We start from the raw sequence: 23,293 nt of genomic DNA, 5'->3' as shown, positions 1-23,293 counted from the left end.
AGGCCCAAGCCATGCCAAGCTTCCTGAAGGAATTCTTCAAACGCAACGGCACCGGCATGGGCAGCCTGATGCTCGGGCTGGTTCTGTTCTGGACCGTCGGCCTCATCATCCTGCCGCAGCTGTCGATGCTCGACTTCTCATTCCGGCCCAATCTGCCGCCGCCGGAGATCGGCGGCCCCAAGGATGTCTACACGCTGGAGAATTACAAATACCTGATCTACGGCCCGGAGGGCGGCAGCCAGGATTACAACGCGGTCGACCTCAAGGTGTTCTTCCGCACCCTGGTGGCGGCGGTCTGCGTCACCGTCTTCAACCTGATCCTGTGCTATCCGATCGCCTATTACCTGGCCCAGACCAAGGGCAACCACATCCGCATCTTCGCGCTGATGCTGATCATCCCTTACTGGATCAACGAGATCCTGCGGGCCTTCGCGCTGCGCATTATCTTCGGCGAGACCGGAGTACTGAACAACATGCTGGTGGGGCTGGGTGTTTTCGATACGCCTTTTGACTTCATCCGCAATGACATCGCGCTCTATGCGGGTCTGGGCTATGCCTATATCCTTTTGATGATCTTCCCGATCTACAACGTGATCGAGAGCCTGGACCGCAACCAGATCGAGGCCGCGCGGGACATGGGCGCAAGCTGGCCGATGATCCACCGCCGGGTGGTCATCCCCTATGCCAAACCAGGCATCTCCTCAGGCTGCACCATGGTGTTCATGCTGTCGGCGGGCGCGCTGGCGGCGCCGCAGATCCTCGGCGGGCCGTCGAGTTTGTGGTTCACCCAGCTGATCTACCAGCAGTTCAATGACAACTCCGACTGGCCGCAGGGGGCTGCCTATGCGGTGGTGCTGCTGGTCACCTGTATCCTGCTTGTTCTGGCCGTGATGCGGCTGTTCAAGGTGAATATGGGGGATATCGGCAAATGAAGAATTTCTCATTCATGCGCCTGAGTCTTTGGGTCTACCTGGCGATTTTCTTTGCCTATCTGCTGGGCCCGCTGGTGATCATGTCGGCAACCGCCTTCAACTCGCCGTCCTTCCCGCGGATGACCCCCTGGGAGTGTTTGACGTTCGAATGGTTCTCGGCGCTGTTCCGGGATGAGCGGATCCTGAACGGTATCTGGAACTCGATCTTGGTGGGCGCGGGGACGGTGGTGCTGTCGGTTGCAATGGGCCTGGCCGGGGCGCTGATGCTGACCCAGATCTGGCCCAAGCTGCGGGCGACCTATTATACCATCATCATCGCGCCGATCCTGATCCCCGGCGTGGTGCTGGGGATCTCGACCCTGGTGTTCTGGGACCGGATCAACCGGATGCTTGGGCTTGGCGCCGACAGCTTCCTTTCGAACGGGCTGTTCCTGACTATCATCGGCCAGTCCACTTTCATTGCCAGCTACTGCATGCTGGTGCTGGTGGCACGGCTGCAGCGTTATGACATCGCGCTGACGGAAGCAGCGCTGGATCTGGGGGCGACCCATGCGCAAGCCTTCCGCAAGGTGCTGCTTCCGTTCATGCGGCCTGCGATAGCCTCCGCAGCGGTGCTGGCGTTCCTGGCGAGCTTCGAGAACTACAACACCACCACCTTCACCTTCGGCGAATATCCGACGCTGACCATCGAGCTGGCGCAAAAGGTCCGTTATGGCATCACCCCGGCGATCTCGGCCTTGGCCTTCATCATCGTGGTGCTGACTGTCTTTGCGGCTCTGTTCAACGAGGCCAGCATCCGCCGCAAGCAGCTGGTGGCCGAAGCGCGCAAGAAAGCGACCGTGGAGGAACTGGAAAGCGGTAAGCTGCGGCTGCCCGGTTTCCTCAGCTCCAATGCAGCCGCGGTGGCGCTGGTGGTTGTGGCCTGTGCGACGGTGGCAGTTGTCGGCACCGCGTCGGTCTACAGTCCGCAGCAATGCATTGCCAACGTGCAGGAACAGAAGCGCCTGGAGACGGAAGAGCGCATCAAGGAGCTGCGCCGCCAGCGCGAGCTGCGCCGCCAGCAGCAGGAGGAACAGGGCGAGGCGGCTCCGGCGCAGACCGCACCTGCCACCGGGAGTACCGGCAACAACTCCGGCTTCGGCGGGGTCTTTGCCCCGGGCAGCCTGTCAGGTGGCAGCGAGGCAGAACCTGAAACAGAGCAGGAGCCGCAGGGTAACAACTCTGGCTTCGGCAACGTGTTTGATCCGAACGCTCTCTCCGGCGACGGGGGAGAGAGCGGATCAGGAAACTGAGCCGACCTGTTCGAATAGAAAGAAAGGGCGGCCTAGGGGCCGCCTTGTTCCTGACCTTGACTGGTGGCTTTCAAGCTAGGGAAGCGGCACGATGGCTGTCCGCGTAGTACTGCTTGCGGAAGGCCTGGGGGCTGGTCTTGTACTCGCGCTTGAACCATTCGGTCAGGCTGCTGCGGGAGCCGAAACCGGTGGCGGCAACGATTTCAGCCAGAGGCAGGGTGGTGTGCAGCAAAAGCTGGCGGGCCTTTTCGATGCGCAGTTTGCGGTAGGCCGTCAGCGGGCTGGTCTGCGCCTTTTGCTGGAACCGGCGCTCCAACTTGCGCGGCGAAACGCCGGCCTGCTGGGCAATCTCGCGGATCAGGAGCGGCTCTTCCAGGTTCTGCTGCATCAGGTCGAGGATTTTGACCACCAGCGCATCGCCTCCCGCAGTCTGGCGCAGCTGCAAGGAAACCCTGGATTGCTCTGACGCCGGCCCGAAGGCGAGACCCAGGTAGTCGCAGACGGCATCGGCGATGAAGGCGCCGCGGTCGGCGCGAAGGAAACCGGCCAGCAGGCGCAAGGCGGCAAAACTGCTGACGGCGGTGCTGATGCGGCCTGATGTGGCGGTCAAAGTGCCGGCCGGGGCGCAGATCAGCTGCTCCTCTTCTGCCGCGGCGGCAAAATTCGCGTGCACGGCGGTTTCCACCGCGGCATTGAGGCCGGATTCCGGCAGCAGGAAAATGGCGCTGCCGGCGAACAGGCAGCGCTGCGCCTGGCGGCAAATCCGCTGCAGGCTGGCTTTCTCGCCTGAGTTCAGCGTCCAGCGGCTGGAAATGCCGCCGAGGAAGATGACGGTTTTCGGGTTCCAACTTTCAGGTGCGTTTCGCATCTGCGACGCAAGATTGCGCACGGCAATGCGATAACCGCTGTCGGGGAACAGGTCATTGGCGGCGCGGAAGACTTCGCAGATCATCTGAGCAGCGGCAGGCGAGTCCGGCTGAGGCAGAATGATTTCGACATCGTGGAATCGGCCCTGGGCCGCGTTTGCGGTTGTCTGCCGGGCTGCTGGCACGGTCAGCGGCTCGAGACGGGTCATCATTCTCTCCTCTGAACGGGGCATGCGGGGATGCAGCCTTGCCAGACAGGCTGCGGGGTGCCCCGCCGGGCTGACCGGCGGGGCGGGAGGCCTGACGGATCAGGCTTCAGCTTCTTCGTAGTCAGACATCGGCGGGCAGGTGCAGACCAGGTGACGGTCACCGTAGGCGTTGTCGACCCGGTTCACGGCCGGCCAGTATTTGTCGACGCCGAGGTTGCCCGGCGGGAAGCAGGCCTGCTCGCGGCTGTAGGGACGGTCCCAGTCGCCCACCAGGTCGCGCACCGTGTGCGGCGCGTGTTTCAGCGGGTTGTTCTCGGGATCGATCTTGCCGTCGATGATGTCCTGTGCTTCCGAACGGATCGACAGCATGGCTTCGCAGAAGCGGTCCAGCTCGTCCTTTGGCTCGGACTCGGTCGGCTCCACCATCAGCGTGCCCGCCACCGGCCAGGACATGGTCGGGGCGTGGAAGCCCGAGTCGACCAGACGCTTGGCGATGTCGTCCACGGTGACGTGGCCCTCATCGTTCAGCGGGCGGGTGTCGAGAATGCATTCATGCGCCACACGGCCCGTCTCCGAGGTGTAGAGGATCTTGTAGGCATCCTTCAGCCGCGCGGCGATGTAGTTGGCGTTCAGGATCGCCACCTTGGTAGCCTGGGTCAGGCCTGCGCCGCCCATCAGCAGGCAGTATGCCCAGCTGACCGGCAGGATCGAGGGCGAGCCGAAGGGCGCTGCCGAGACCGGACCGACGGCAGTGCCGTATTCCGGGTGGCCCGGCAGGTGTTCAGCCAGATGCGCTTTGACGCCGATCGGACCCATGCCGGGGCCGCCGCCGCCGTGCGGAATGCAGAAGGTCTTGTGCAGGTTCAGGTGGCTGACGTCGCCGCCGATATCACCCGGACGCGACAGGCCCACCATGGCGTTCATGTTGGCGCCGTCGATATAGACCTGACCGCCGTGATCATGGGTGATCTGGCAGACCTCCTGCACGGTGGTTTCAAACACACCGTGGGTCGAGGGGTAGGTGATCATGCAGGCGGCGAGGTTGTCGCTGTGCTGCTCTGCCTTGGCGCGGAAATCGGCGGTGTCGATGTTGCCTTTGTCGTCCGCTTTGACCGGGATCACCTTGTAGCCCACCATCTGCGCGGTGGCCGGGTTGGTGCCATGCGCGGAGGTCGGGATCAGGCAGACGTTGCGGTGGCCCTGGCCGTTTGCCGCGTGGTAGTTGCGGATGGTCATCAGGCCCGCGTATTCGCCCTGGGCGCCGGAGTTCGGCTGCTGGGAGATCGCGTCATAGCCGGTGATCTGGCAGAGCTTGTCGTTCAGATCGGCGATCATCTGGTGATAGCCCTGCGCCTGGTCTTCCGGGCAGAAGGGGTGCAGGTTGCCGAATTCCGGCCAGGTGACCGGAATCATCTCGATCGTGGCATTCAGCTTCATGGTGCAGGAGCCGAGCGGGATCATCGCGCGGTCCAGCGCCAGGTCGCGGTCGGCCAGACGGCGCATGTAGCGGGTCATCTCGGCCTCGGCCCGGTTCTTGTGGAAGATCGGGTGGGTCAGGTACTCGCTTTCACGCAGTGCATAGTCGGGCAGACGATAGGCGCGGTTCTTGACGCTGTCGTCCTTCTTCTCGATGCCGAAGGCTCCCCAGACCGCTTCGATGGTCTCAGCGCGGGTTTGCTCATCCAGCGAGATGCCGACCCGGGTTTCGCCCACCTTGCGCAGGTTGATGCCGCGTGCAACGGCCGCCTCCATGACGGTTTTCTGCAGCTGTCCGACTTCGACTGTGACGGTGTCGAAGAACACCTCGGGCTCGACCTTGAAGCCGTGCTCCTCGAGGCCTGCGGCCAGGCGCGAAGTCTTGCGGTGCACCGACTGGGCAATCGCCTTGATGCCGTCGGGACCGTGGTAGACCGCGTACATCGACGCCATCACCGCCAGCAGCGCTTGCGCGGTGCATACGTTGGAGTTGGCTTTCTCACGGCGGATGTGCTGCTCGCGGGTCTGCAGCGCCAGGCGGTAGGCCTTGTTGCCGCGGGCGTCGACCGAGACGCCGATGATGCGGCCGGGCATGGCCCGCTTCAGCTTGTCGGTGGTTGCCATATAGGCGGCGTGCGGGCCGCCATAACCCATGGGCACGCCAAAGCGCTGGGTCGAGCCGATGGCGATGTCCGCGCCCATCTCGCCGGGCGACTTCAGCAGTGCCAGCGCCAGGATGTCGGCGGCAACGACGGCAATGCCCTTGTGCTCGTGGATGGCTTCGATTTCCTTGGTGAAATCGCGCACATGGCCGTAGGTGCCGGGATACTGGAAGATCGCGCCGAAGACCGCGCCCGGGTCCAGATCATCGGGATCGGCGACCACAACGTCGATGCCCAGGGGCTCGGCGCGGGTCTGGATGACGGCGACAGTCTGCGGGTGGCAGTTCTTGTCGACGAAGAAGGCGGCGTTGTTCGCCTTGGAACGCGAACCGCGGTGTGCCATAGCCATGGCTTCGGCGGCGGCGGTGGCCTCGTCCAGCAGCGAGGCGTTTGCAATGTCCAGGCCGGTCAGATCGCTGACCATGGTCTGGAAGTTCAGCAGCGCCTCAAGGCGGCCCTGGGAAATTTCCGGCTGGTAGGGCGTGTAGGCAGTGTACCAGGCCGGGTTTTCCAAAATATTGCGCAGGATTGGCGCCGGGGTGGTGGTGCCGTAGTAGCCCTGGCCGATCAGCGAAGTCAGCACCTTGTTCTTGGAAGCCACCTGCTTCATGTGGAACAGCGCATCGCGCTCGGTCATCGCCGGGCCCCAGTCCAGCGCCTCTTTCTGGCGGATGGCGGGCGGCACGGTGGCGTCGATCAGCTCGTCCAGGGTTTTGAAGCCGATCACCTGCAGCATATCCCGCATCTCTGTCGGAGACGGGCCGATATGGCGCCGGTTGGCGAAGTCATAGGCTTCGTAATCGGTAAGTTTGAAGGCCATTACTGAGGTCCTTGTCTGGGGCAATGGGCCCCGCCGGGCTGTTCCGGCGGGGAGGGGGTGCTTAGCCGATCAGGGCTTTGTAGCCGTCCAGATCCATCAAATCGTCCAGTTGGGACGCGTCGGAGATCTTGATCTTGTAGATCCAGGCATCGCCTTCCGGGCTTTCGTTCAGGGCGCCGGGGTTATCGGCCAGGGCGTCGTTGACCTCGACCACTTCGCCGTCCAGCGGCGCGTAGATTTCGGAAGCCGCTTTCACCGACTCGATGACGCCGATTTCGCCGCCCTTTTCGAACTCTTCACCGGCTTCGCGCTGCTCGACGAAGACAACTTCGCCCAGCTGGTCGGCGGCGTGCTGGGTGATGCCCAGGGTCGCAACGTCGCCTTCGACGGTGATCCATTCATGCTCTTCAGAGTAATAGGTGGCCATTTTTGACTCTCCTGATGATGTCTTAGCGTTTGTAGTTCTGAGTGACGAAGGGCAGGGCGACTACTTCAGCCGGCTGCGCTTTGCCGCGGATGAGGAGGTTCACCTTGGTGCCAGGCGCAGCATGGTCCGCCGCAACATAACCCATGGCGACCGGGCCGCCGACGGTGGGGCCGAAGCTGCCCGAGGTGATGGCGCCAAGAGTATCGCCGCCTTCGCTTTGGATTTCCACACCCTGGCGGGCTGGGGCGCGGCCCGCGGGCTTGATGCCGACCAGCTTCTTGGACGGGCCTTCGGCCAGTTCCTTCTGGATGCGGGCGGCACCGGGGAAGCCCCCTTCTTCTTTACGGCGCTTCTGCATCGCCCATCCCAGCGAAGCCTCCACCGGGGAGGTCGACTGGTCGATGTCGTTGCCATAAAGGCAGAGGCCGGCTTCGAGGCGCAGCGAGTCGCGGGCACCGAGGCCCGCGGGCTCGCAGTCGTCATGGGCCAGGAACAGTTTGGAAATGCGGATGGCATCGGCTTCCGGGATCGAGATTTCGTAGCCGTCTTCGCCGGTGTAGCCGAGGCGCGAAATGCGGCATTCGGCACCGCCGATATCCGCCACGGTGGTTTCCATGAACTTCAGCTCGCGGGCGGCCGGGCAGAGCGCGCCCACAACTTCCTCAGCCTTGGGGCCTTGCACGGCTACCAGCGCGCGGTCGAAAATCTCGGTCACCTCGACGCCGTCCAGATTGGCCTGCATATGCGGGATATCCTGATGGCGCAGGGCTGCGTTTACCACGACAAAGTAATGGTCGCCGGCGTTGGAGACGATCAGGTCGTCCATGATGCCGCCGTCTTCGTTGGTGAAGAAACCGTAGCGTGCCTTGCCTTCTTTCAGACCGGCATAGGCTTGCGGGCAAAGCGTTTCCAGCTTCTCGCCCACGTTTTCGCCGCGCAGGATCACCTGGCCCATGTGGGAGACGTCAAACAGCGCGGCCTTTTCGCGGCACTGCTTGTGCTCGCCCATGATGCCCATGGGATACTGCACCGGCATTTCCCAGCCGGCGAAGTCGACCATCTTGCCGCCAAGCTCGACGTGCAGGTCATAAAGCGGGGTGCGTTTTGGTGCGTCGGTCATCCTGTGCAGCCTTTGATTTGGTATGGTTCCGGAGTGGGGAGGGCACAGGGCGCGCCCTCCCGGAGAGCTTATTCAGCAGCGCGGCCGGCTTCTTCCGACTTGCCGCCGGTGGCAAAGAACTCCTTCGTCACCTTGAAGACGATCGGGCTCAGCAGGGCCAGGGCGATCAGGTTTGGAACGGCCATCATCGCGTTCAGGGTGTCAGCCAGCAGCCAGATGAAGCCGAGGTCGGCGGTGGCGCCGAAATAGATCGCAACGATCCACAGGATGCGGTAGGGCAGCATGACCTTCACGCCAAAGAGGAATTCCATGCACTTCTCGCCATAATAGGACCAACCCAGGATGGTGGTGAAGGCAAAGATAGACAGTGCGATGGCGATCAGGTAGCCGCCAACGCCGGGCAGCGAGGTTTCAAATGCCAGCGAGGTCAGCGCCGCACCGGATTCGCCGGAGGTCCAGGCACCGGAAGCAATGATCGCCAGACCGGTGATCGAGCAGACGATGATGGTGTCGATGAAGGTGCCCAGCATCGCGATCAGACCCTGGTTGACGGGACCTTTGGTATTCGCTGCCGCGTGGGCGATCGGCGCGGAGCCAAGGCCAGCTTCGTTCGAGAACACGCCGCGGGCCACGCCAAACCGGATCGCTGCCCAGACTGCTGCACCGGCGAAACCGCCTTCGGCCGCCGAGGGGGTAAAGGCGTGGGTGAACACCAGGCTGAATGCATTGCCGATGGCGTCTGCGTTGACGACCAGCACGATCAGGCCGGCGATGATGTAGCTGACCGCCATGAACGGGACCAGCTTGCCGGCCACCGCGCCGATGCGGGTGATGCCGCCCAGGATCACGGCGCCGGTCAGCACCATCAGCACGATACCGGTGATGGAGGTGCTGAACCCGAAGTTGGTCTCCAGAACCTGTGCCACGCCGTTTGCCTGCACGCCGTTGCCGATGCCGAAGGCCGCGATGGAGCCGAACACGGCAAAGGCCACGCCCAGCCAGGCCCATTTCGCGCCGAGGCCGTTCTTGATGTAATACATCGGGCCGCCGACATAGTTGCCTTCCTCGTCGCGCTCACGGAATTTCACGGCGCAGACGGCTTCGGAATACTTGGTGGCCATGCCGACCAGCGCGGTCATCCACATCCAGAACAGCGCGCCGGGGCCGCCGAGGAAAACGGCGGTTGCAACACCGGCGATGTTGCCGGTGCCGATGGTGGCCGACAGAGCGGTCATCAGCGCGTTGAAGGGGCTGATCTGGCCTTCGCCGGTGCCTTCACGGCCCTTGAACATCAGGCCGAAGCCCATGCCCAGTTTCCGGATCGGCATGAACTTCAGGCCAACCTGAAGGAAGAAGCCGACGCCGAGAATGAGGACCAGCATCATTGGCCCCCAAACCACGCCGTTTACGGCTCCTACGATTGAATTTAACGCTTCCATGGGTCTCCTCCCGCTTGCGTTAAGGTTAAATGCCCTTTGCCAAGGCCATCTGACGGGCCTCTTTCAGGGCGGCAAAATCTTCATCCGCGTGGAACGAGGAGCGGGTCAGCGGTGTCGCCGACACATGCAGGAAGCCCTTGGCACGGGCGATCTGCTCCAGCTGGACGAATTCTTCGGGTTCCCAGAAGCGATCAATCGGATGATGCTTCGGGGTGGGCTGCAGATACTGTCCCACGGTCAGGAAGTCGACCTGAGCCGCGCGCAGATCGTCCATCACCTGGCGCACGTCGTCCAGGGTCTCACCCAGACCCACCATGATGCCGGATTTGGTGAACAATTGCGGGTTGGTGCGCTTGGCATCGTCCAAGAGACGCAGCGAGGTGTAGTAGCGCGCGCCTGGGCGCACGCGCGGATAGAGGCGCGGCACGGTTTCCAGATTGTGGTTGAAGACATCCGGCGCTGCCTCGAACACTGTCTGGGCAGCTTCGCCCTTACCCAGGAAATCCGGGGTCAGCACCTCGATGGTGGTGCCGGGGTTCTGGTGGCGGGTGGCGCGGATGGTCTGGGCGATGTGCTTGGACCCGCCGTCCGCCAGGTCATCCCGGTCGACAGAGGTGATCACCACGTGGCGCAGGCCCAGTTTCTTGACCGCCGCGGCAACCCGGCCCGGTTCAAACGCATCCAGCGTGTCAGGCTTGCCGGTGGTCACGTTGCAGAAGGAGCAACCGCGGGTGCAGACCTCGCCCATGATCATCATGGTGGCATGGCGCTTGGACCAGCATTCGCCGATGTTGGGGCAGGCGGCTTCCTCGCAGACAGTCGCCAGGTCGTGCTCGCGCATCAGTTTACGGGTTTCGTAATACGCCGCGCCTTCGATCTTTTTCTTGCGGATCCACTTGGGCTTGCGCGGGATCGCGCTGTCGGCTTTGTGAGCCTTTTCCGGGTGGCGGGGACGCAGCTGGATCGTCATCTGGCGGGGCTCCGGATCAGGCGTGGATGGCGCGGCTGAGCGCGTCGAGGCAGGCTTCTTTGATTGCTTCACCCAGTGCAGGGTGCGCGTGGCAGGTGCGCGCAACGTCCTCGACCGTGGCTCCCTTGGTCATCGCCAGCACCAGTTCGGCGATCAGATCGCCGCCATGCGCGCCGCAGATGTGGGCGCCGAGGATCTTGCCCTCGGGTGATGCCAGCACCTTTACCGCACCGTCGGTTTCGCCAGTGGAACGGGCGCGGGAATTGGCCATGAAAGCGAACTTGCCGGTAATGTAATCAGTGCCGGCCTCCTTCAGCGCTTCCTCGGTCTGGCCGACAGAGGCCACCTCCGGGTCGGTATAAACAACGCCGGGCACAGTGTTGTAATCCACATGGCCGAGCTCGCCAGCCAGCATCTCAACACAGGCGACACCGTCTTCCTCGGCCTTATGCGCCAGCATCGGGCCGGGCACGCAGTCGCCGATGGCAAAAATGCCCGGAACGGAGGTGGAAAAACGCTCGTCCACCTCAATGAAGCCCCGCGCGCTGATGGAAACGCCCAGCTTTTCCAGGCCCAGGCCGCGGGTCACCGGACGGCGGCCGATGGCGACCAGCACCTTGTCCGCTTCGATCTGCTCTTCTTTGTCCTTGCCGACGCGGTCCAGCGTCAGGCTCAAGGTGTTTCCGCGCTTTTCGATGGTCTTCAGTGCGCGGCCCAGCTGGAACTTCAGCCCGCGCTTGCTCAGCGCCCGCTGGGACAGCTTGGCGATCTCGCCGTCGATGCCGGGCAGGATGCGGTCGAGGTATTCCACCACCGTCACTTTGGATCCGAGGCGTGACCAGACCTGACCGAGTTCAAGCCCGATCACGCCGGCGCCGATCACCACCAGATGCTCCGGGGCAGCGTCCAGCGCCAACGCACCGGTGCTGCTCAGCACGTCAACCTCGTCGATCTCCACGCCAGGGAGGGCGGCGGGCTCCGAACCGGTGGCAATCAGAATGCTCTTGGCAGTGTGGATGTCCTCACCAACCTGCACTTGGCCGGGCGCTGGAATGCTGGCCCAGCCTTCGATGTGGTCGACGCCGTTCTTCTTGAACAGGAAGGCGATGCCCTTGGTCAGGTCGCCGACAATCTTGTCCTTGCGTGCCATCAGCGCGCCCAGGTCCAGAGTGGCCCCTTCGACGGCAATTCCATGCGCGGCCAAATGGGACAGTTCCGCATATTTGCCGGAGGAGGTCAGCAGCGCTTTGGAGGGGATGCAGCCGACGTTGAGGCAAGTGCCGCCCAGCGATCCGCGGCCTTCGACGCAAGCGACATTCAGGCCCAGCTGCGCCGCGCGGATTGCTGCGACATAACCGCCCGGACCGGCCCCGATCACGATCAGATCATATGCGCTCATGTGGTGTCTCCTCCGAAAAGCGGTTCAGGACCGGCAGGTATTCAGTCGTATACGACGCTGCGTCTCCTATAGGAAACTTTTTCCCTATTGCAAACAGAAAGTGCGATCACGGAAATTTTGACCGACAGATACATCAAAGCTAAGGTGTTTTCGGATCAGGAGAAATCGCAGAAATGGAACCAATTCCCTCAGAAGAAACAGGACTGGGCCCCGAAGCAGTGGAGGCTCCGGATGGCGAAATTCTGGGTAAAATGATTCGTGAAGCGCGCAAGGAAAAGGGTCTGACGCTCGAGGAAGCCGCCAGGGCTGCTGCCATCGGAAGGTCCACCTTGTCCAAGATCGAGAACAACCAGACCCGCCCCAGTTTTGAGATTATCCGGCGCCTGATGCAGACGCTGGAGCTGGAAACGCCGCAGCTGTTTGTGCAATCCAGCCAAAGTGGTGTAACCGGGCGCCGGGACTTCACCCGCACGGGGGAAGGCGAGCACAAGGAAACCTCGACCTACGATCACGAGCTTTTGTGCAGCGAGCTGACCAGCAAGCGCATGGTGCCTTATATCAGCACCATCAAGGCGCGGGACGTCACAGAGTTCGACAATTGGGTGCGGCACCAAGGCGAAGAATTCATGTTTGTGCTCAGCGGCGAGCTCATTCTCTACACGGAACACTACCGGCCCCTTCGCATGGGTGCGGGTGATTCCGTTTATTACGATAGCGGTATGGGCCATGGCTGTGTTTCGGTCAGCAAGGAAGACGCCAAGGTGCTTTGGGTCTCATTGGAAGGGTAGCATCTGCAGAAGGCGGTTCTGGACGGAGCTGGCGGCGCGGTCCGGGCAGCGGTGCGCCCCTCCCAAGAGCCGGTTGCACCCGGCTAGCCTAACAAATTCCGGCCCAGGGGAACGCGGTTGGCGGAGTGGTTGGCCCCAGGATGATCCGATGGGCTGGGAAGAAGTATGCATTCCGCCTTGGGAACAAGCGCCTTCAGGCCGTTTCTCGGGCGAGCTGCGCGACAAGTCCGATCGTGAACCGGATTGTGGTGCCAGTTTCCGTTTGCGGGTCGCACCAGATCACACCCTCGTGGCGCTTTGCGATCTTGGCACAGGTGGCAAGGCCCAGCCCGGTGCCGGGCTGCTCGCTGCCGCGCTGCAGCCGCTTGAAAGGCTCAAAGATCTTTTCCCGGTATTCCGGCGGCACGCCAATGCCGTTATCGGAGACGGAGATCATCAGCCCTGGGTGCGCAGGTTCCGCAGTCACTGTGATTTCCGGGGTCTTGCCGCCGCTGTACTTGATCGCGTTTCCGATCAGGTTCTGCAGAAGCTGCACGATATCCGGCGGAAAACACACCACGTTCAGACCATTGGACTGCCAGTCGATTCTGGCGCCGGACTCCGCCAGGTCCTGCGCCAGGACTGTGCGCAAACTGTCAAACAGGCTTTCGACCGTCACCCGCTCCGCCCGGCCGTCACTATGCGGGTTGATATGGCTTGCCAGCCGCTCGATCAGTTCGGAGGTCTTGTTCACTGATTTCTTCATCAGCTCGAATTGCCGGGACACTTCCTCCAGGTCACCTTCGGCATATTCCTCCTGTATTTGATCACTGAGGAACTTAATAGCCCGCAGCGGTGCCCGCATGTCGTGGATCAGAACATCCGAGAACAGGCGCAGCTCGTTCTGCTGCTCCTGGATCCGCCAGCGCATGTCAGCGACCTTCAGCCCGTTGGCAATCATCCGCTTCAGCGCTTCCGCGCTGAGCGCCGATTTGGGGATGTAATCGCTGGCTCCGGCCAGGATGACGCTTTTGGCGATTTCCTCGTCTCCATGGCCGGTGGTCATGAACAGAACGGCCCGCGGCCAGGCCTCGTTCAGCCGGGCGATCAGGTCGAGTCCGGTGCCGTCCGGCAGCAGGTAGTCCAGAAAAATCACGTCTGCCGGCTGCCCGGCGTGCCCCAAGGCACCTTCGCCGCTGTCGGCCTCATTTATCCTGGCGTCCGGATGGTGCTTCTTCAGCAGCCGGCGCAACAGCTTCCGGTCGCCGGCGTCATCGTCAATGAGCAGGATGTTGAGAGCTGCCATCGGTCACCTTTTTGATGTGTATTTCGGGCAGTTCGACAATTCGCCAGTAATTGTCGAGCGTTGCCATAAGGTTGGCAAACATGCCGCCTGCCTTGGACTTGAGAATGTAGCCGGCGACGTTGTTGGCATAAGCTTCGGAGATGTCCCGCTCGTCGTCCGAGGTCGTCAGCACGATGAACAGGATGTCATGCAGCACTGGATCGGCGCGGATTTCCCTCAGCAGCTCAATCCCGTTCTTGCGCGGCATGTTGATATCGCTCAGCACCACGAAATGGGGCGGAGGGACGTGATTCATCTCGCCGCGCAGGTAGGCCAGAGCGTCGACACCATCAGCAAACCGGGTGACCGGATTCGCCATACGGGCCCGTTCAAAGGCCCGGCGCAGGGCCTTTGCATCGCCGTCATCGTCTTCGACCAGGATGATGTTCAATGCCGGGCGGGGAGGGCGGGAACTGCTCATCTGTCTGTCGCTCCTTTCTGCCGCATCTGCCGTTGCCGCGTGACTCAGTGACAGGGATTGCGGTTCTTGCGTTTAAAGTCCGGCCAATGGCGAGGCCCGTTACTGAAGCAGGTTCGGGGTCGCTCGGGCGGTCACCGCGCGAGTGTCCTCAATGACGCTGTCCAGATCGTCCATGAAGGCCACCAGGTCTCTGCAGCTGCGTTCCAGCATTGAGACATCCGCCAGGACCGAAGGCGGCACGACGTCATCCTGGCGTGTCTGCGATTTCACCACCCGCACACCGGCAAGTGTCCGGCTCAGCAGCAGCCGCAGGTCCGGTCCGCAGCCGACGATGAACCGCTGGAATATCCGCTTCAGCTCCTTTTCCGACGCCCGGGCACTGGACAGTTGGCCATACAGCGCCCGCCGTTCGATGGCGGAGGCAATGGATTTGATCAAAGCGTCCACCGATAGTTCTTCCTTGACGATGTAATCGGCACAGCCCCGGCGCATCGCCTTCACGGCGGTCTGATAGCTGGTGACACTTGTCAGCATTATCGGCACGGCCTGGACCTGCTCCTCATGGGTCAGCAGCAGTTTCAGCGCATCCAAGCCTGTGTCCATGCCAAGGTTGTGGTCCAGAAACACCAGGTCATACTGTTCCTTGTCCAGTTGCTGGCGCATCTCATCCAGGTTGGCGGCCTCAAAGAACTCGGCCTCCATGCCGGCCTTGCGGCACAGCTTTCTCAGACGCAGCCTGTCAATTTCATCATCGTCAACCGAAAGAATGTTGAGGATCACAGGCTGCATAAATGGCGGCGCTTTCATCTCTGGCAAGTGGTCGTTACTCATCCTTTTACCCCTTTGAACTGGCACGGCACCCGGGCTTGAACGCGCCCGGCCCATCACACGCATAAGTATCTTACAGTGAATTTTATCGCGCTTGGGTTTATTATCTGCGGAGATTTAATTAAAGAAAACTGAGCCGTTCCAGTCCATTGCCGGATTTTGCGATGCATGAACGCAGGATCCTGCCATTTTTCGGAAATTTCACGCGTTGGGGCGGGTGCTATTTGGCCGCCGTTCCGCTGGCGTCACAAGTGTGCAAGACGGGGGGCTGAGCGCGTTGGCCGGCCCCGGCGGTGCCTCCGAAGACGCGGAGCGGCCGGCCGGTCTGTTTGATGCTGAGGCTGGGTAAAGGGCAACCAGCCCGTTTGCCGGCAGGCGGAACGCGGATCAGCGCCTGCAGCAAAGCTTGCAGGCGGAGGGCCTGTCTGCGGCCGGCCGGACCAACGGCCGGCAGCCGGCCAGTGGGCCCCTGAAGGCAAAGGCGCCGCGGGAATTTCCGCGGCGCCTCCGTTGGATGGTCAGAAATCCTGCCAGAGATCGCGGGCGGCATTGCCGCTGGCGGCCGCGGCCGGAGCCGGGCTGGCCTCCACCTGCCAGTCCGCCTCGCCATGGGCCGAGGGCGCAGGCCGGACCGCCGCGGCAGGCGCGGCAGCTGCGGCCGGGCGGGCGGAAACCGTGCCGCCGGACACCCGGAAATGCGCCACCAGCTCGGCCAGCTTGCCCGCGTCGGTGTTCAGCATGTGGCCGGCGGCGGTGGCTTCCTCCACCATCGCCGCGTTCTGCTGGGTCACCTGATCCAGCTGGGTGACGCCGGTGTTGATCTCATTGAGGCCGGTGGACTGCTCCGCGGCGCCCTCGGCAATGCCGGAGACCAGCTGCGAGATATGCGTCACCTGCTCGACGATGCTCTGCAGCGCCTCGCCCGCCTTGCCGACCAGGTCGACGCCGCGCTCCACCTGTTTGGAGCTGTCGGAGATCAGCGTCTTGATCTCCATCGCCGCGTCCGAGGAGCGCTGCGCCAGGGCGCGCACCTCGCTGGCGACCACAGCAAAGCCCTTGCCGGCCTCGCCCGCCCGCGCCGCCTCGACGCCCGCATTGAGCGCCAGCAGGTTGGTCTGGAAGGCGATGTCGTCGATCACCGAGATGATCTGGCTGATGTGGTTCGAGCTCTGCTCGATCTCGGTCATCGCCGAAACCGCGCTCTGCACCACCTCGCGGTTGTTTTCCGCCTGCGTCCGGGCCTCGGCCATGGTCGCCTCGACGCTGCGGGCGCCCTCGGCGGCGGATTTGACGCTTGCCGTCAGCTCATCCAGCGCGGCGGCGGTCTCTTCCAGCGTCGCGGCCTGGCTTTCGGTGCGGTGCGACAGGTCGTCGGAGGCCTGGCTGATCTCGGCGGCGCCGTTGCGGATGCTGCCGGAGGCTTCGATCACCTGCTGCACGGTGGCGCTGAGGTTGCCGACCGTGCTGTTGAAGTTCTGCCGCAGCTGCTCGTATTCCTCCGGGAAGGCGCCGGTGATCGGCTGCGAGAAATCGCCGCCGGCGAGCTGCACCAGCCCGGCGCTGAGGCTTTCGACCACCTGCTGCTGCTGGCGCTGCATCTCGGCGCGCTCCTCCTCGGCGGCGCGGGCCAGCTTCAGGTCGTCCTGCATGGAGACCAGCGTCTTGCCGATCTTGCCGATCTCGTCGGTGCGGCTGGCTGCCGACACCTCGGTCTCCAGGTCGCCGGAGGACACCGCTTCCATGTCGGCGCAGATCCGGTCGATCGGCCGGGTGATCGACCGCGCAAAAAGCCAGCCGAAAAAAGACATCCCACCCGCGCAGATCAGCGAGGCCAGCAGAAGCATGTTCCGCTTCTGAACTGCCGGAGCCATCAGCTCGGACCAGTCCTGTTCGGCAATGATCGCCCAGTTTGCAAATTCCAGCTGCAGCGGCTCGGAGTAGGCAAGCACGGCATGGCCGTTCAGCCCGGGGACACCTTTCTGGACATGCGACTTGCCATCAAAAGCCGCCGCAACCTGCGGGGTCGAAGGCAGCTGCGAAAGCACTTGGTAGCCGTCGTCGAAACGGGACGTTGTCCGGGCCTTCATGTCGGCGCCGGCAATATAGATCTGGGTGGTTTGCCCCATGCCCTGGTCATTGTTGACAATGGCTCCCAGCAGTTCCACCGGAATCTGCACCGCCAGCACGCCGACAGTCAGGTTGGCATCATTCACAACCGGAGCTGCGGCAAAGGCTGCGGCGGCGCCGCCGGAGGGTGCGTAGGGCTGCATATCGGCAAAGAACACCTCGCCGCGGCTGCCTTCCAGAGCTGAGCGGTACACGTCGGCCAGGCCGGAGTCCTTGAACGGGCCGGACATCATGTTGGTGCCGTAATCGTTTTCCTTGAACACCGAATAGACAATGTCGCCGGCCAGATTGATCAGGAAGGCATCATAGTAGCCCTTGCTTTCGATCAGGGTCTTGTAGGCCGGGTGGAAGGTTTCGTGATGCATGTGGTAGGGCGACTCCCCCTTGCCTCGCACCAGCAGATGCTTCTGACCGATCGGGTTCGGGTTTTCGTCGATATAGGCCTGGCGCAGAATCTGGCCCGGATTGCCGTCCAGATCGTTCCAGGTCATGGTCAGCCATTCAATGGCGGTGGCCGTCGACGGCACCGCCGCCAAGGTTTGCACATCCGCATAAATTCCGTCCAGCAGCGTCTGCACCGAAAACTTCCGGTCCGCCACCATGGACCGGAACTGGTCCTCGGCATTTTTTTCGGCGCTGCGCTGGAAGCTGATCGTGCTGATGGTGACGAGAATCGCCGTCACAAGCACACCGAACCCAACAACAAACAGCGGCAACTTATGTGCCAGCTTGAGCGATTTGAACGCTTTCATTCCGTCCTCCTACGAGCAATGCGGTCTAGGCCACCGCAATAGTGATGCCAGCCAGAATGCGTCTCAGATGTTAATTTGCCGCTTACGGCGCAGGGCGCTTGCCGCATTTCAATGGGGAAACATGCCGAATTCTGCCGCGCTCCGGCGTCACTTTCTGAAGACCCGGTAAAGATGCATCCGCAGGCTGTGCAGGATGCCGGAAACACGCCTGGACGGGCGCCCTCAGGTGATTCTCCGGACCGTCAGAACACAGATAAAAATTGATCGGGATTCTGGTCCGGAAATGCTTCCGGTCTCCTTATAAATCCCCCTCTGCGCAGGTGCGGCAGCAATCAAATGTTAAGGCCCGCCGCCTAAGAATTGCCTCATCGAAATCGAACTGATCGCCGACAACGGGGGTGCGAATCGCCGAAAATGACCACGGAAACGCAAAAGCATATTCTGGACCTGCCGAACGCCTTCGCGGAGCTGGATCCGCTGATCGCCTTCCTGCAAAGCGCGCGCGCCAAGGCGGTCGAAATCGACTGCAGCGGCGTAGCCCTGATGCCGTCGCGCTGCCTGCAGCTTCTGCTTGGCGCAGAACAGCAATGGCGGTCCGAAGGGGTGGGGTTCGCAGTCACCAACATCACCGAATCCTGCCGCAAGTCCCTGACGCTTCTGGGGCTGGAGCCCAACCGTTTTGAAGACGAGGAAACAGCATGAAAACCAAAGTTCTGGCAATCGACGATTCCCGCACCATCCGGAATCTTCTGGCCGCAACCCTGGAAGAGGCCGGCTTCGAATACCACTGCGCCGTGGACGGCCGCGAGGGTGTCGACATGTACCCCGACGTGGACCCGGATGTGGTGATCACCGACATCAACATGCCCAACCTCGACGGCTTTGGCGTCATTGAAGAACTGCGCGGCCACGGCATCAATTCCAAGGTGCCGATCCTGGTGCTGACCACCGAAAGCGCGCCGGAACTGAAGGCCCGCGCCCGCGGCGCCGGCGCCACCGGCTGGATCACCAAGCCGTTCGACGATGCCTCGCTGATCTTTGCACTCAAGCGCGTGACCGGAGCTGCGGCCTGAGATGTCGGGGTCTATTCAGGATACCTTCTTTGAGGAGTGCGAAGAACTCCTTGAAGCAACGGACGAGGGTTTGACCGCCATCGAAGGAGGCGATCACAACCCTGAGGTTGTCAATGCGATTTTCCGCGCAGTGCACTCGATCAAGGGCGGCGCCGGGGCCTTTGGCCTGGACGATCTGGTGGCCTTTGCACACCGCTTCGAGACCGTGTTTGACGAAGTGCGCTCCAACCGGCTGGATCTGGACGAGAAGCTTATTCAGCTGCTGCTGCGTTCCAGCGATCATCTGTCGGCGCTGGTCGAAGTTGCCCGCGACGGCGGCCAGATCGACGAGCCGCACCACGATACCCTTCTTGCCGCGCTGGACGAATACATCCCCGAGGAAGAGGAAGACCTCACCTTCGAGCCCATGGGGCTTGGCGGCCCCGCGCCGATGATGGACCTCGGCGGTCTCGGCGGCGTTCCGGCGAAGCCGCAGGAGGAGACCTACCGGATCCGCTTCCAGCCGTTGAAGGAAATGTACGGCACCGGCAACGAACCGTTCTTCCTGTTCCAGGCCCTCAAGGATCTGGGCGACCTGACCGTCAAACTGGATGAGAACGAGCTGCCCGGCTTTGACGCGATGGATATGGACGAGGCCTATCTGGCCTGGGATCTGGTCCTGATCACCAAGGAGCCGCGCTCTGTGGTGGAAGCGGTGTTCGAATTTGTCGAAGGATTGTGCGAATTGTCGATTGCAGGCGATGGCGACGCGGAGGCGGAAGCCAATGCGCTTGCGGCCCTTGACGCGATGTTCAGCGCGCCGCCCCTTCCGGAAGCCTCTCTGGAAGCCGCAGCCGCCGCTGAGGGGGAGGCGCCCGCAGCCCCTTTTGAAGCACCGGTCCCCGCACCTGTACCCGAAGCCAAGCCGGCAGCCGCCGAAGAAAAGGCCTCGGCCCCGAAAGCCGAGAGCGGCAAGCAGGAGCAGCGCGGCGGTCCCAAGCCGACGCTCCGTGTCGAGCTCGAGCGGGTGGACCGGCTGATCAACGCTGTCGGGGAGCTCATCATCAACCATTCGATGCTGGCCCAGCAGATCGCCAACCTCAATGTCTCGGATACCCGGGATGTCGAGACCGAGCTGGAAGGCTTCAAGAATCTGGCGCGCGACATTCAGGAAGGCGTCATGGCCATCCGCGCGCAGCCGGTGAAGCCGCTGTTCCAGCGCATGGCCCGGATCGTGCGCGAAGCCTCGGCTGCCACCGGCAAGACCTGCAAACTGGTCACCGAAGGCGAAAACACCGAGGTCGACAAGACGGTCATCGAACGGCTGTCCGACCCGCTGACGCATATCCTGCGCAACGCGGTCGATCACGGCATCGAAAAGCCCGAGGACCGCGAAAGCGCGGGCAAGGTCAGGACCGGGGAAATCCGGCTGTCGGCCTCACACCGCTCCGGCAGCGTCTGCATCGAGATCAGGGACGATGGCGCGGGCGTGAACCGCCCGCGGGTCAAGCAGATCGCGATCGAAAAGGGTCTGATCCCGGAAAACGCCGAGCTGACCGATGGCGAGATCGACAACCTGCTGTTCGCCCCCGGTTTCTCGACGGCCAAGGAGATCTCAAATCTCTCAGGCCGCGGCGTCGGCATGGATGTGGTGAAGAATGCGGTGACCGGCCTCGGCGGGCGCATCAACATCTCTTCCGCCCCGGGCAAGGGCTCCACCTTCACCATCATCCTGCCGCTGACACTGGCGGTGATGGACGGCATGGTGGTGTCGGTGGCCGATCAGACCATGGTGGTGCCGATCACTTCGATCGTCGAAACCATGCGCGGCAGCGACGACATGATCAACAGCCTGGGGGCTGACGGCACCCTGCTGTCGATCCGCGGCAACTTCGTGCCGATCTGCGATGTCGCCGGCGCACTGGGCCTCTACCGCGGAAGCGATCAGCAGGCCGGCGTCTACCTGCTGGTGGAAACCGAAACCGGTCAGCGCTGCGCCCTGGCAGTGGATGACATCCACGATCAGCGCCAGGTGGTGATCAAGAGCCTCGACGGCGTCTGCGGAGAGATCCCCGGCGTCGCCGCGGCAACCATCCTGGGCGACGGCAAAATCGCCATGATCCTGGACCCTGAAAGCATCATTGCGGCCTCGCCGACGGCAGCCGCCTTTGACACCGAGCGGAGAATGAGCAATGCAAGCTGAAGTGAAGCAAACCGATCAGGAAGTGAAACACGCTGAACACAGCGAGTTTGTCAGCTTCACCGTGGCCACGCAGGCGTTCTGCCTGAAGATCACCCAGATCCGGGAGATCCGGCGCTGGTCGCCGGTGACCATCCTGCCGCATGCGCCGGCGGATGTGCTGGGGGTTATGAACCTGCGCGGCGCGGTGATCCCGATCTATGACCTGTCCGCCCGCTTCGGCCTGCAGCAGACCGAAGCCAGCGAGCGCAATGTGGTCATCGTCGTCTCCGTGCACGGCAAGCCGGTCGGATTGCTGGCCGAGTCGGTTTCGGAGATCATCTCGATCAACCCGGACGACATCCAGGACACCCCGCCGGTGGATAGCCGCAACACGATGGAGTACATCCAGGGCATCATCTCGCATGATGATACCATGGTGCGCATCATCAATCTGGATGCGGTGATCTCGGCCCCGGAGCAGGTGATGCCGTGAGCGCAGAAACGACCATCACTCCCCCGGCTGAAAACTTTTCGCTGTCGGACCAGGAATTCGAAGCCATTGCGCAATTCGCGCATAAGAACTTCGGCCTGGCGATGGCGAAAAGCAAGAAGCCTCTGGTGTCGTCGCGCCTGGCCCGCAAGCTGCGCCAGCGCAACATCACCAATTTCAAGGACTACCTTGCCAGCCTGGACGGCCCCAATTCCGACGAGGAGCGAAGCGGGCTGCTGTCGCTGCTGACCACAAATGTGACCCATTTCTTCCGGGAGCCGCACCACTTCGAAACCCTGCGCAATGACGTGCTGCCGCCGCTGGTGGAACAGGCGCGGCGCGGCGGCCGGGTGCGGCTGTGGTCGGCGGGCTGCTCCAACGGGCAGGAACCCTACTCGATTGCGATGACGCTGCTGGATGTATGCCCGGAAGCCGCCAAGCTGGACATCAAGATCCTCGGCACGGATATCGACCCGGTTGTTGTGCGCCATGCCCAGGCGGGCAGGTACCCGGAAGACGAACTGGCGCAGATCGATGCAAAATACAGCAAGCTGGTGCCCAAGCGCGACCCCGACGGGCGGCTGCCGGAAAGCCTGCGCAAGCTGATCACCTTTGGTGTGCTGAACCTGATCGAACCCTTCCCCTTCAAGGGCAAGTTCGATGCGATTTTTTGCCGGAACGTCGCAATCTATTTCGACAATCCGACTCAGCAGAAGGTGTGGAGCGCCTTCCAGAATGCCCTGAACCCGGGCGGCACCCTCTTCATCGGTCACTCCGAGCGCATGTCAGGCCCGGCTGCGCAGCACATGAAGACGGCCGGGATCACCACCTATGTCAACTCACCCGCCGGCAGGTAACCCCGGCCGCGGCTGCAAGCAGAGCAGAAGGAAACAAAAATGAGCTTGAAAGACTCTCTCCGCGTCATGGTTGTCGATGATATGTCGACAAGCCGGGGGATCATCACACAAAGCCTGGATGAGATCGGCATCAAGAACTACATGGTCGAAAACTCCGGCCAGGGCGCGTACCAGAAGCTGACCCAGACGCCGGTTCATCTGGTGCTGTCGGACTACAACATGCCGGGCATGGACGGTCTGGGCCTCTTGAAGGCGCTGCGCAGCCACCAGGTAACCCAGCGGGTCGGCTTCATCCTCGTGACCGGCAAACCGACACCGGAAATCATCCAGGTCGGCAAGCAGATCGGCCTGAACAACATCATCCGCAAGCCCTTCACGGTGGCAACCATGAAGCAGGCCATCGAACAGGTCGTCGGGCGTCTCTGATCATGGAGCGTCCCGACAAAGCCCTGGGTGAACTGTGCGCCGCGTCGGCGTGGGAAATGGAGCAGCTGCGCGGCCAGATGCAAGCGCTGGAGGACGTTGTTCTCGATGTGCTGGAACGGGGCACCGCCCCGACCAGCCAGGAACTGCGCTCCCTGCAGGACTTTGATCTGGTGATCCAGACTCTGTCGGGCCTCTCCGGATTTTACCGGCGCGTGCAGGCCCAAGTCGACGAGGCGGGCCCGGCGGACCTGCCGGCCGCAGCGGCGGGGGTGACACTGGAAAAGCTGCGCGACCGCCTGCGTTCGGCCAGCAGCATGGCAAGCACCTGAAGCCTTCCGCCCCCGCCCCGGACCGGGCGGGGGCCACTGCTTGCGGCGAATTTTCTTTTTCTTTGCTGCTGCTAAGGACTACATTGGGACAAAGCAGAAGTCGCT

21 protein-coding genes are annotated in these 23,293 nt (G+C 62.5%); 10 read left to right on the top strand and 11 right to left on the bottom strand.

Annotated elements, in window-relative coordinates:
* Positions 1–11: 11 nt before the first annotated feature.
* Both KUV26_RS13495 and KUV26_RS13490 read left to right on the top strand, forming a co-directional pair.
* The gene (locus KUV26_RS13495; protein ID WP_222506211.1) at positions 12–932 is read left to right on the top strand and encodes an ABC transporter permease; all 921 of its coding nucleotides are present in this window, start codon (positions 12–14) and stop codon (positions 930–932) included.
* Complete coding sequence (locus KUV26_RS13490; RefSeq protein WP_222506210.1) at positions 929–2,224, top strand: ABC transporter permease; 1,296 nt, start codon at positions 929–931, stop codon at positions 2,222–2,224. Before KUV26_RS13495 ends, KUV26_RS13490 begins: the two co-directional genes overlap by 4 nt.
* A gap of 70 nt (positions 2,225–2,294) precedes the next feature.
* On the opposite strand, the gene KUV26_RS13485 is transcribed toward KUV26_RS13490, so the two are convergent.
* From KUV26_RS13485 to lpdA, 7 genes are all read right to left on the bottom strand, one after another.
* Positions 2,295–3,299: a helix-turn-helix domain-containing protein gene (locus KUV26_RS13485; protein WP_222508719.1), complete on the bottom strand. Its 1,005-nt coding sequence runs from the start codon at positions 3,297–3,299 to the stop codon at positions 2,295–2,297.
* Between the two features lie 99 nt (positions 3,300–3,398).
* Positions 3,399–6,257 (bottom strand): aminomethyl-transferring glycine dehydrogenase, encoded by a 2,859-nt coding sequence (gene gcvP, locus KUV26_RS13480; RefSeq protein WP_222508718.1) that lies wholly within the window; start codon positions 6,255–6,257, stop codon positions 3,399–3,401.
* Positions 6,258–6,318: 61 nt separating this feature from the next.
* Positions 6,319–6,684: a glycine cleavage system protein GcvH gene (gcvH, locus tag KUV26_RS13475; RefSeq protein WP_222506207.1), complete on the bottom strand. Its 366-nt coding sequence runs from the start codon at positions 6,682–6,684 to the stop codon at positions 6,319–6,321.
* Positions 6,685–6,706: 22 nt separating this feature from the next.
* A complete protein-coding gene (gcvT, locus tag KUV26_RS13470; protein ID WP_222506206.1) occupies positions 6,707–7,804 on the bottom strand; it encodes a glycine cleavage system aminomethyltransferase GcvT in 1,098 nt (365 codons plus the stop codon).
* Positions 7,805–7,872: 68 nt separating this feature from the next.
* On the bottom strand, positions 7,873–9,243 hold the full coding sequence (locus tag KUV26_RS13465) for an alanine/glycine:cation symporter family protein (protein ID WP_222506205.1): 1,371 nt from the start codon (positions 9,241–9,243) through the stop codon (positions 7,873–7,875).
* 25 nt (positions 9,244–9,268) lie between these two features.
* Entirely contained in the window at positions 9,269–10,213 is a 945-nt protein-coding gene (gene lipA, locus KUV26_RS13460) for a lipoyl synthase (RefSeq protein WP_222508717.1), read from the bottom strand.
* 16 nt (positions 10,214–10,229) lie between these two features.
* A complete protein-coding gene (gene lpdA, locus KUV26_RS13455; RefSeq protein WP_222508716.1) occupies positions 10,230–11,612 on the bottom strand; it encodes a dihydrolipoyl dehydrogenase in 1,383 nt (460 codons plus the stop codon).
* Between the two features lie 173 nt (positions 11,613–11,785).
* On the opposite strand from lpdA, the gene KUV26_RS13450 reads away from it, so the two are divergent.
* Complete coding sequence (locus KUV26_RS13450) at positions 11,786–12,400, top strand: helix-turn-helix domain-containing protein (protein ID WP_222506202.1); 615 nt, start codon at positions 11,786–11,788, stop codon at positions 12,398–12,400.
* 193 nt (positions 12,401–12,593) lie between these two features.
* On the opposite strand, the gene KUV26_RS13445 is transcribed toward KUV26_RS13450, so the two are convergent.
* From KUV26_RS13445 to KUV26_RS13430, 4 genes are all read right to left on the bottom strand, one after another.
* Positions 12,594–13,685 carry a sensor histidine kinase gene (locus KUV26_RS13445; protein ID WP_222506201.1) on the bottom strand — a complete coding sequence of 364 codons (1,092 nt, stop codon included), beginning with the start codon at positions 13,683–13,685 and terminating at the stop codon, positions 12,594–12,596.
* Entirely contained in the window at positions 13,657–14,145 is a 489-nt protein-coding gene (locus KUV26_RS13440; protein WP_222508715.1) for a response regulator, read from the bottom strand. Before KUV26_RS13440 ends, KUV26_RS13445 begins: the two co-directional genes overlap by 29 nt.
* A 99-nt stretch (positions 14,146–14,244) precedes the next feature.
* Positions 14,245–14,934 carry a response regulator gene (locus tag KUV26_RS13435; RefSeq protein ID WP_222508714.1) on the bottom strand — a complete coding sequence of 230 codons (690 nt, stop codon included), beginning with the start codon at positions 14,932–14,934 and terminating at the stop codon, positions 14,245–14,247.
* A gap of 557 nt (positions 14,935–15,491) precedes the next feature.
* Complete coding sequence (locus KUV26_RS13430; protein ID WP_222508713.1) at positions 15,492–17,852, bottom strand: methyl-accepting chemotaxis protein; 2,361 nt, start codon at positions 17,850–17,852, stop codon at positions 15,492–15,494.
* 414 nt (positions 17,853–18,266) lie between these two features.
* On the opposite strand from KUV26_RS13430, the gene KUV26_RS13425 reads away from it, so the two are divergent.
* The 7 genes from KUV26_RS13425 to KUV26_RS13395 are packed head-to-tail and all read left to right on the top strand — an operon-like array spanning position 18,267 to position 23,188.
* Positions 18,267–18,554 carry an STAS domain-containing protein gene (locus KUV26_RS13425; protein ID WP_222505631.1) on the top strand — a complete coding sequence of 96 codons (288 nt, stop codon included), beginning with the start codon at positions 18,267–18,269 and terminating at the stop codon, positions 18,552–18,554.
* Positions 18,551–18,925, top strand: coding sequence for a response regulator (locus KUV26_RS13420; RefSeq protein ID WP_222505632.1), 375 nt, complete (start codon positions 18,551–18,553; stop codon positions 18,923–18,925). The genes KUV26_RS13425 and KUV26_RS13420 overlap by 4 nt, the downstream gene beginning before the upstream one ends.
* A 1-nt stretch (position 18,926) precedes the next feature.
* Positions 18,927–21,107: a chemotaxis protein CheA gene (locus KUV26_RS13415; protein ID WP_222508712.1), complete on the top strand. Its 2,181-nt coding sequence runs from the start codon at positions 18,927–18,929 to the stop codon at positions 21,105–21,107.
* Positions 21,097–21,579, top strand: a complete 483-nt coding sequence (locus tag KUV26_RS13410) for a chemotaxis protein CheW (RefSeq protein ID WP_222508711.1) — start codon at positions 21,097–21,099, stop codon at positions 21,577–21,579. The genes KUV26_RS13415 and KUV26_RS13410 overlap by 11 nt, the downstream gene beginning before the upstream one ends.
* Complete coding sequence (locus KUV26_RS13405) at positions 21,576–22,433, top strand: CheR family methyltransferase (protein WP_222508710.1); 858 nt, start codon at positions 21,576–21,578, stop codon at positions 22,431–22,433. The genes KUV26_RS13410 and KUV26_RS13405 overlap by 4 nt, the downstream gene beginning before the upstream one ends.
* Positions 22,434–22,472: 39 nt before the next feature.
* Positions 22,473–22,859 carry a response regulator gene (locus KUV26_RS13400; RefSeq protein ID WP_019297434.1) on the top strand — a complete coding sequence of 129 codons (387 nt, stop codon included), beginning with the start codon at positions 22,473–22,475 and terminating at the stop codon, positions 22,857–22,859.
* Positions 22,860–22,861: 2 nt separating this feature from the next.
* Positions 22,862–23,188 carry a hypothetical protein gene (locus KUV26_RS13395; RefSeq protein ID WP_222505636.1) on the top strand — a complete coding sequence of 109 codons (327 nt, stop codon included), beginning with the start codon at positions 22,862–22,864 and terminating at the stop codon, positions 23,186–23,188.
* Positions 23,189–23,293: the final 105 nt, after the last annotated feature.

The organism is Leisingera daeponensis (assembly GCF_019801465.1).
GTDB classification, from domain to species: Bacteria; Pseudomonadota; Alphaproteobacteria; order Rhodobacterales; family Rhodobacteraceae; genus Leisingera; species Leisingera daeponensis_A.
The sequence above is the reverse complement of the archived record's forward strand: the minus strand, read 5'-3'. Positions and strand labels throughout refer to the sequence as shown.

Bases quoted from the DNA above. Each gene is read 5' to 3' on its own strand.
- KUV26_RS13490 (WP_222506210.1), top strand. From the start codon at position 929: ATGAAGAATTTCTCATTCATGCGCCTGAGTCTTTGGGTCTACCTGGCG.
- KUV26_RS13430 (WP_222508713.1), bottom strand. From the start codon at position 17,852: ATGAAAGCGTTCAAATCGCTCAAGCTGGCACATAAGTTGCCGCTGTTT.
- lpdA (WP_222508716.1), bottom strand. From the start codon at position 11,612: ATGAGCGCATATGATCTGATCGTGATCGGGGCCGGTCCGGGCGGTTAT.
- KUV26_RS13435 (WP_222508714.1), bottom strand. From the start codon at position 14,934: ATGCAGCCTGTGATCCTCAACATTCTTTCGGTTGACGATGATGAAATT.
- gcvT (WP_222506206.1), bottom strand. From the start codon at position 7,804: ATGACCGACGCACCAAAACGCACCCCGCTTTATGACCTGCACGTCGAG.
- KUV26_RS13450 (WP_222506202.1), top strand. From the start codon at position 11,786: ATGGAACCAATTCCCTCAGAAGAAACAGGACTGGGCCCCGAAGCAGTG.
- KUV26_RS13395 (WP_222505636.1), top strand. From the start codon at position 22,862: ATGGAGCGTCCCGACAAAGCCCTGGGTGAACTGTGCGCCGCGTCGGCG.
- gcvH (WP_222506207.1), bottom strand. From the start codon at position 6,684: ATGGCCACCTATTACTCTGAAGAGCATGAATGGATCACCGTCGAAGGC.
- KUV26_RS13410 (WP_222508711.1), top strand. From the start codon at position 21,097: ATGCAAGCTGAAGTGAAGCAAACCGATCAGGAAGTGAAACACGCTGAA.
- KUV26_RS13485 (WP_222508719.1), bottom strand. From the start codon at position 3,299: ATGACCCGTCTCGAGCCGCTGACCGTGCCAGCAGCCCGGCAGACAACC.
- KUV26_RS13445 (WP_222506201.1), bottom strand. From the start codon at position 13,685: ATGGCAGCTCTCAACATCCTGCTCATTGACGATGACGCCGGCGACCGG.
- lipA (WP_222508717.1), bottom strand. From the start codon at position 10,213: ATGACGATCCAGCTGCGTCCCCGCCACCCGGAAAAGGCTCACAAAGCC.
- KUV26_RS13440 (WP_222508715.1), bottom strand. From the start codon at position 14,145: ATGAGCAGTTCCCGCCCTCCCCGCCCGGCATTGAACATCATCCTGGTC.
- KUV26_RS13400 (WP_019297434.1), top strand. From the start codon at position 22,473: ATGAGCTTGAAAGACTCTCTCCGCGTCATGGTTGTCGATGATATGTCG.
- KUV26_RS13495 (WP_222506211.1), top strand. From the start codon at position 12: ATGCCAAGCTTCCTGAAGGAATTCTTCAAACGCAACGGCACCGGCATG.
- KUV26_RS13425 (WP_222505631.1), top strand. From the start codon at position 18,267: ATGACCACGGAAACGCAAAAGCATATTCTGGACCTGCCGAACGCCTTC.
- gcvP (WP_222508718.1), bottom strand. From the start codon at position 6,257: ATGGCCTTCAAACTTACCGATTACGAAGCCTATGACTTCGCCAACCGG.
- KUV26_RS13465 (WP_222506205.1), bottom strand. From the start codon at position 9,243: ATGGAAGCGTTAAATTCAATCGTAGGAGCCGTAAACGGCGTGGTTTGG.
- KUV26_RS13415 (WP_222508712.1), top strand. From the start codon at position 18,927: ATGTCGGGGTCTATTCAGGATACCTTCTTTGAGGAGTGCGAAGAACTC.
- KUV26_RS13420 (WP_222505632.1), top strand. From the start codon at position 18,551: ATGAAAACCAAAGTTCTGGCAATCGACGATTCCCGCACCATCCGGAAT.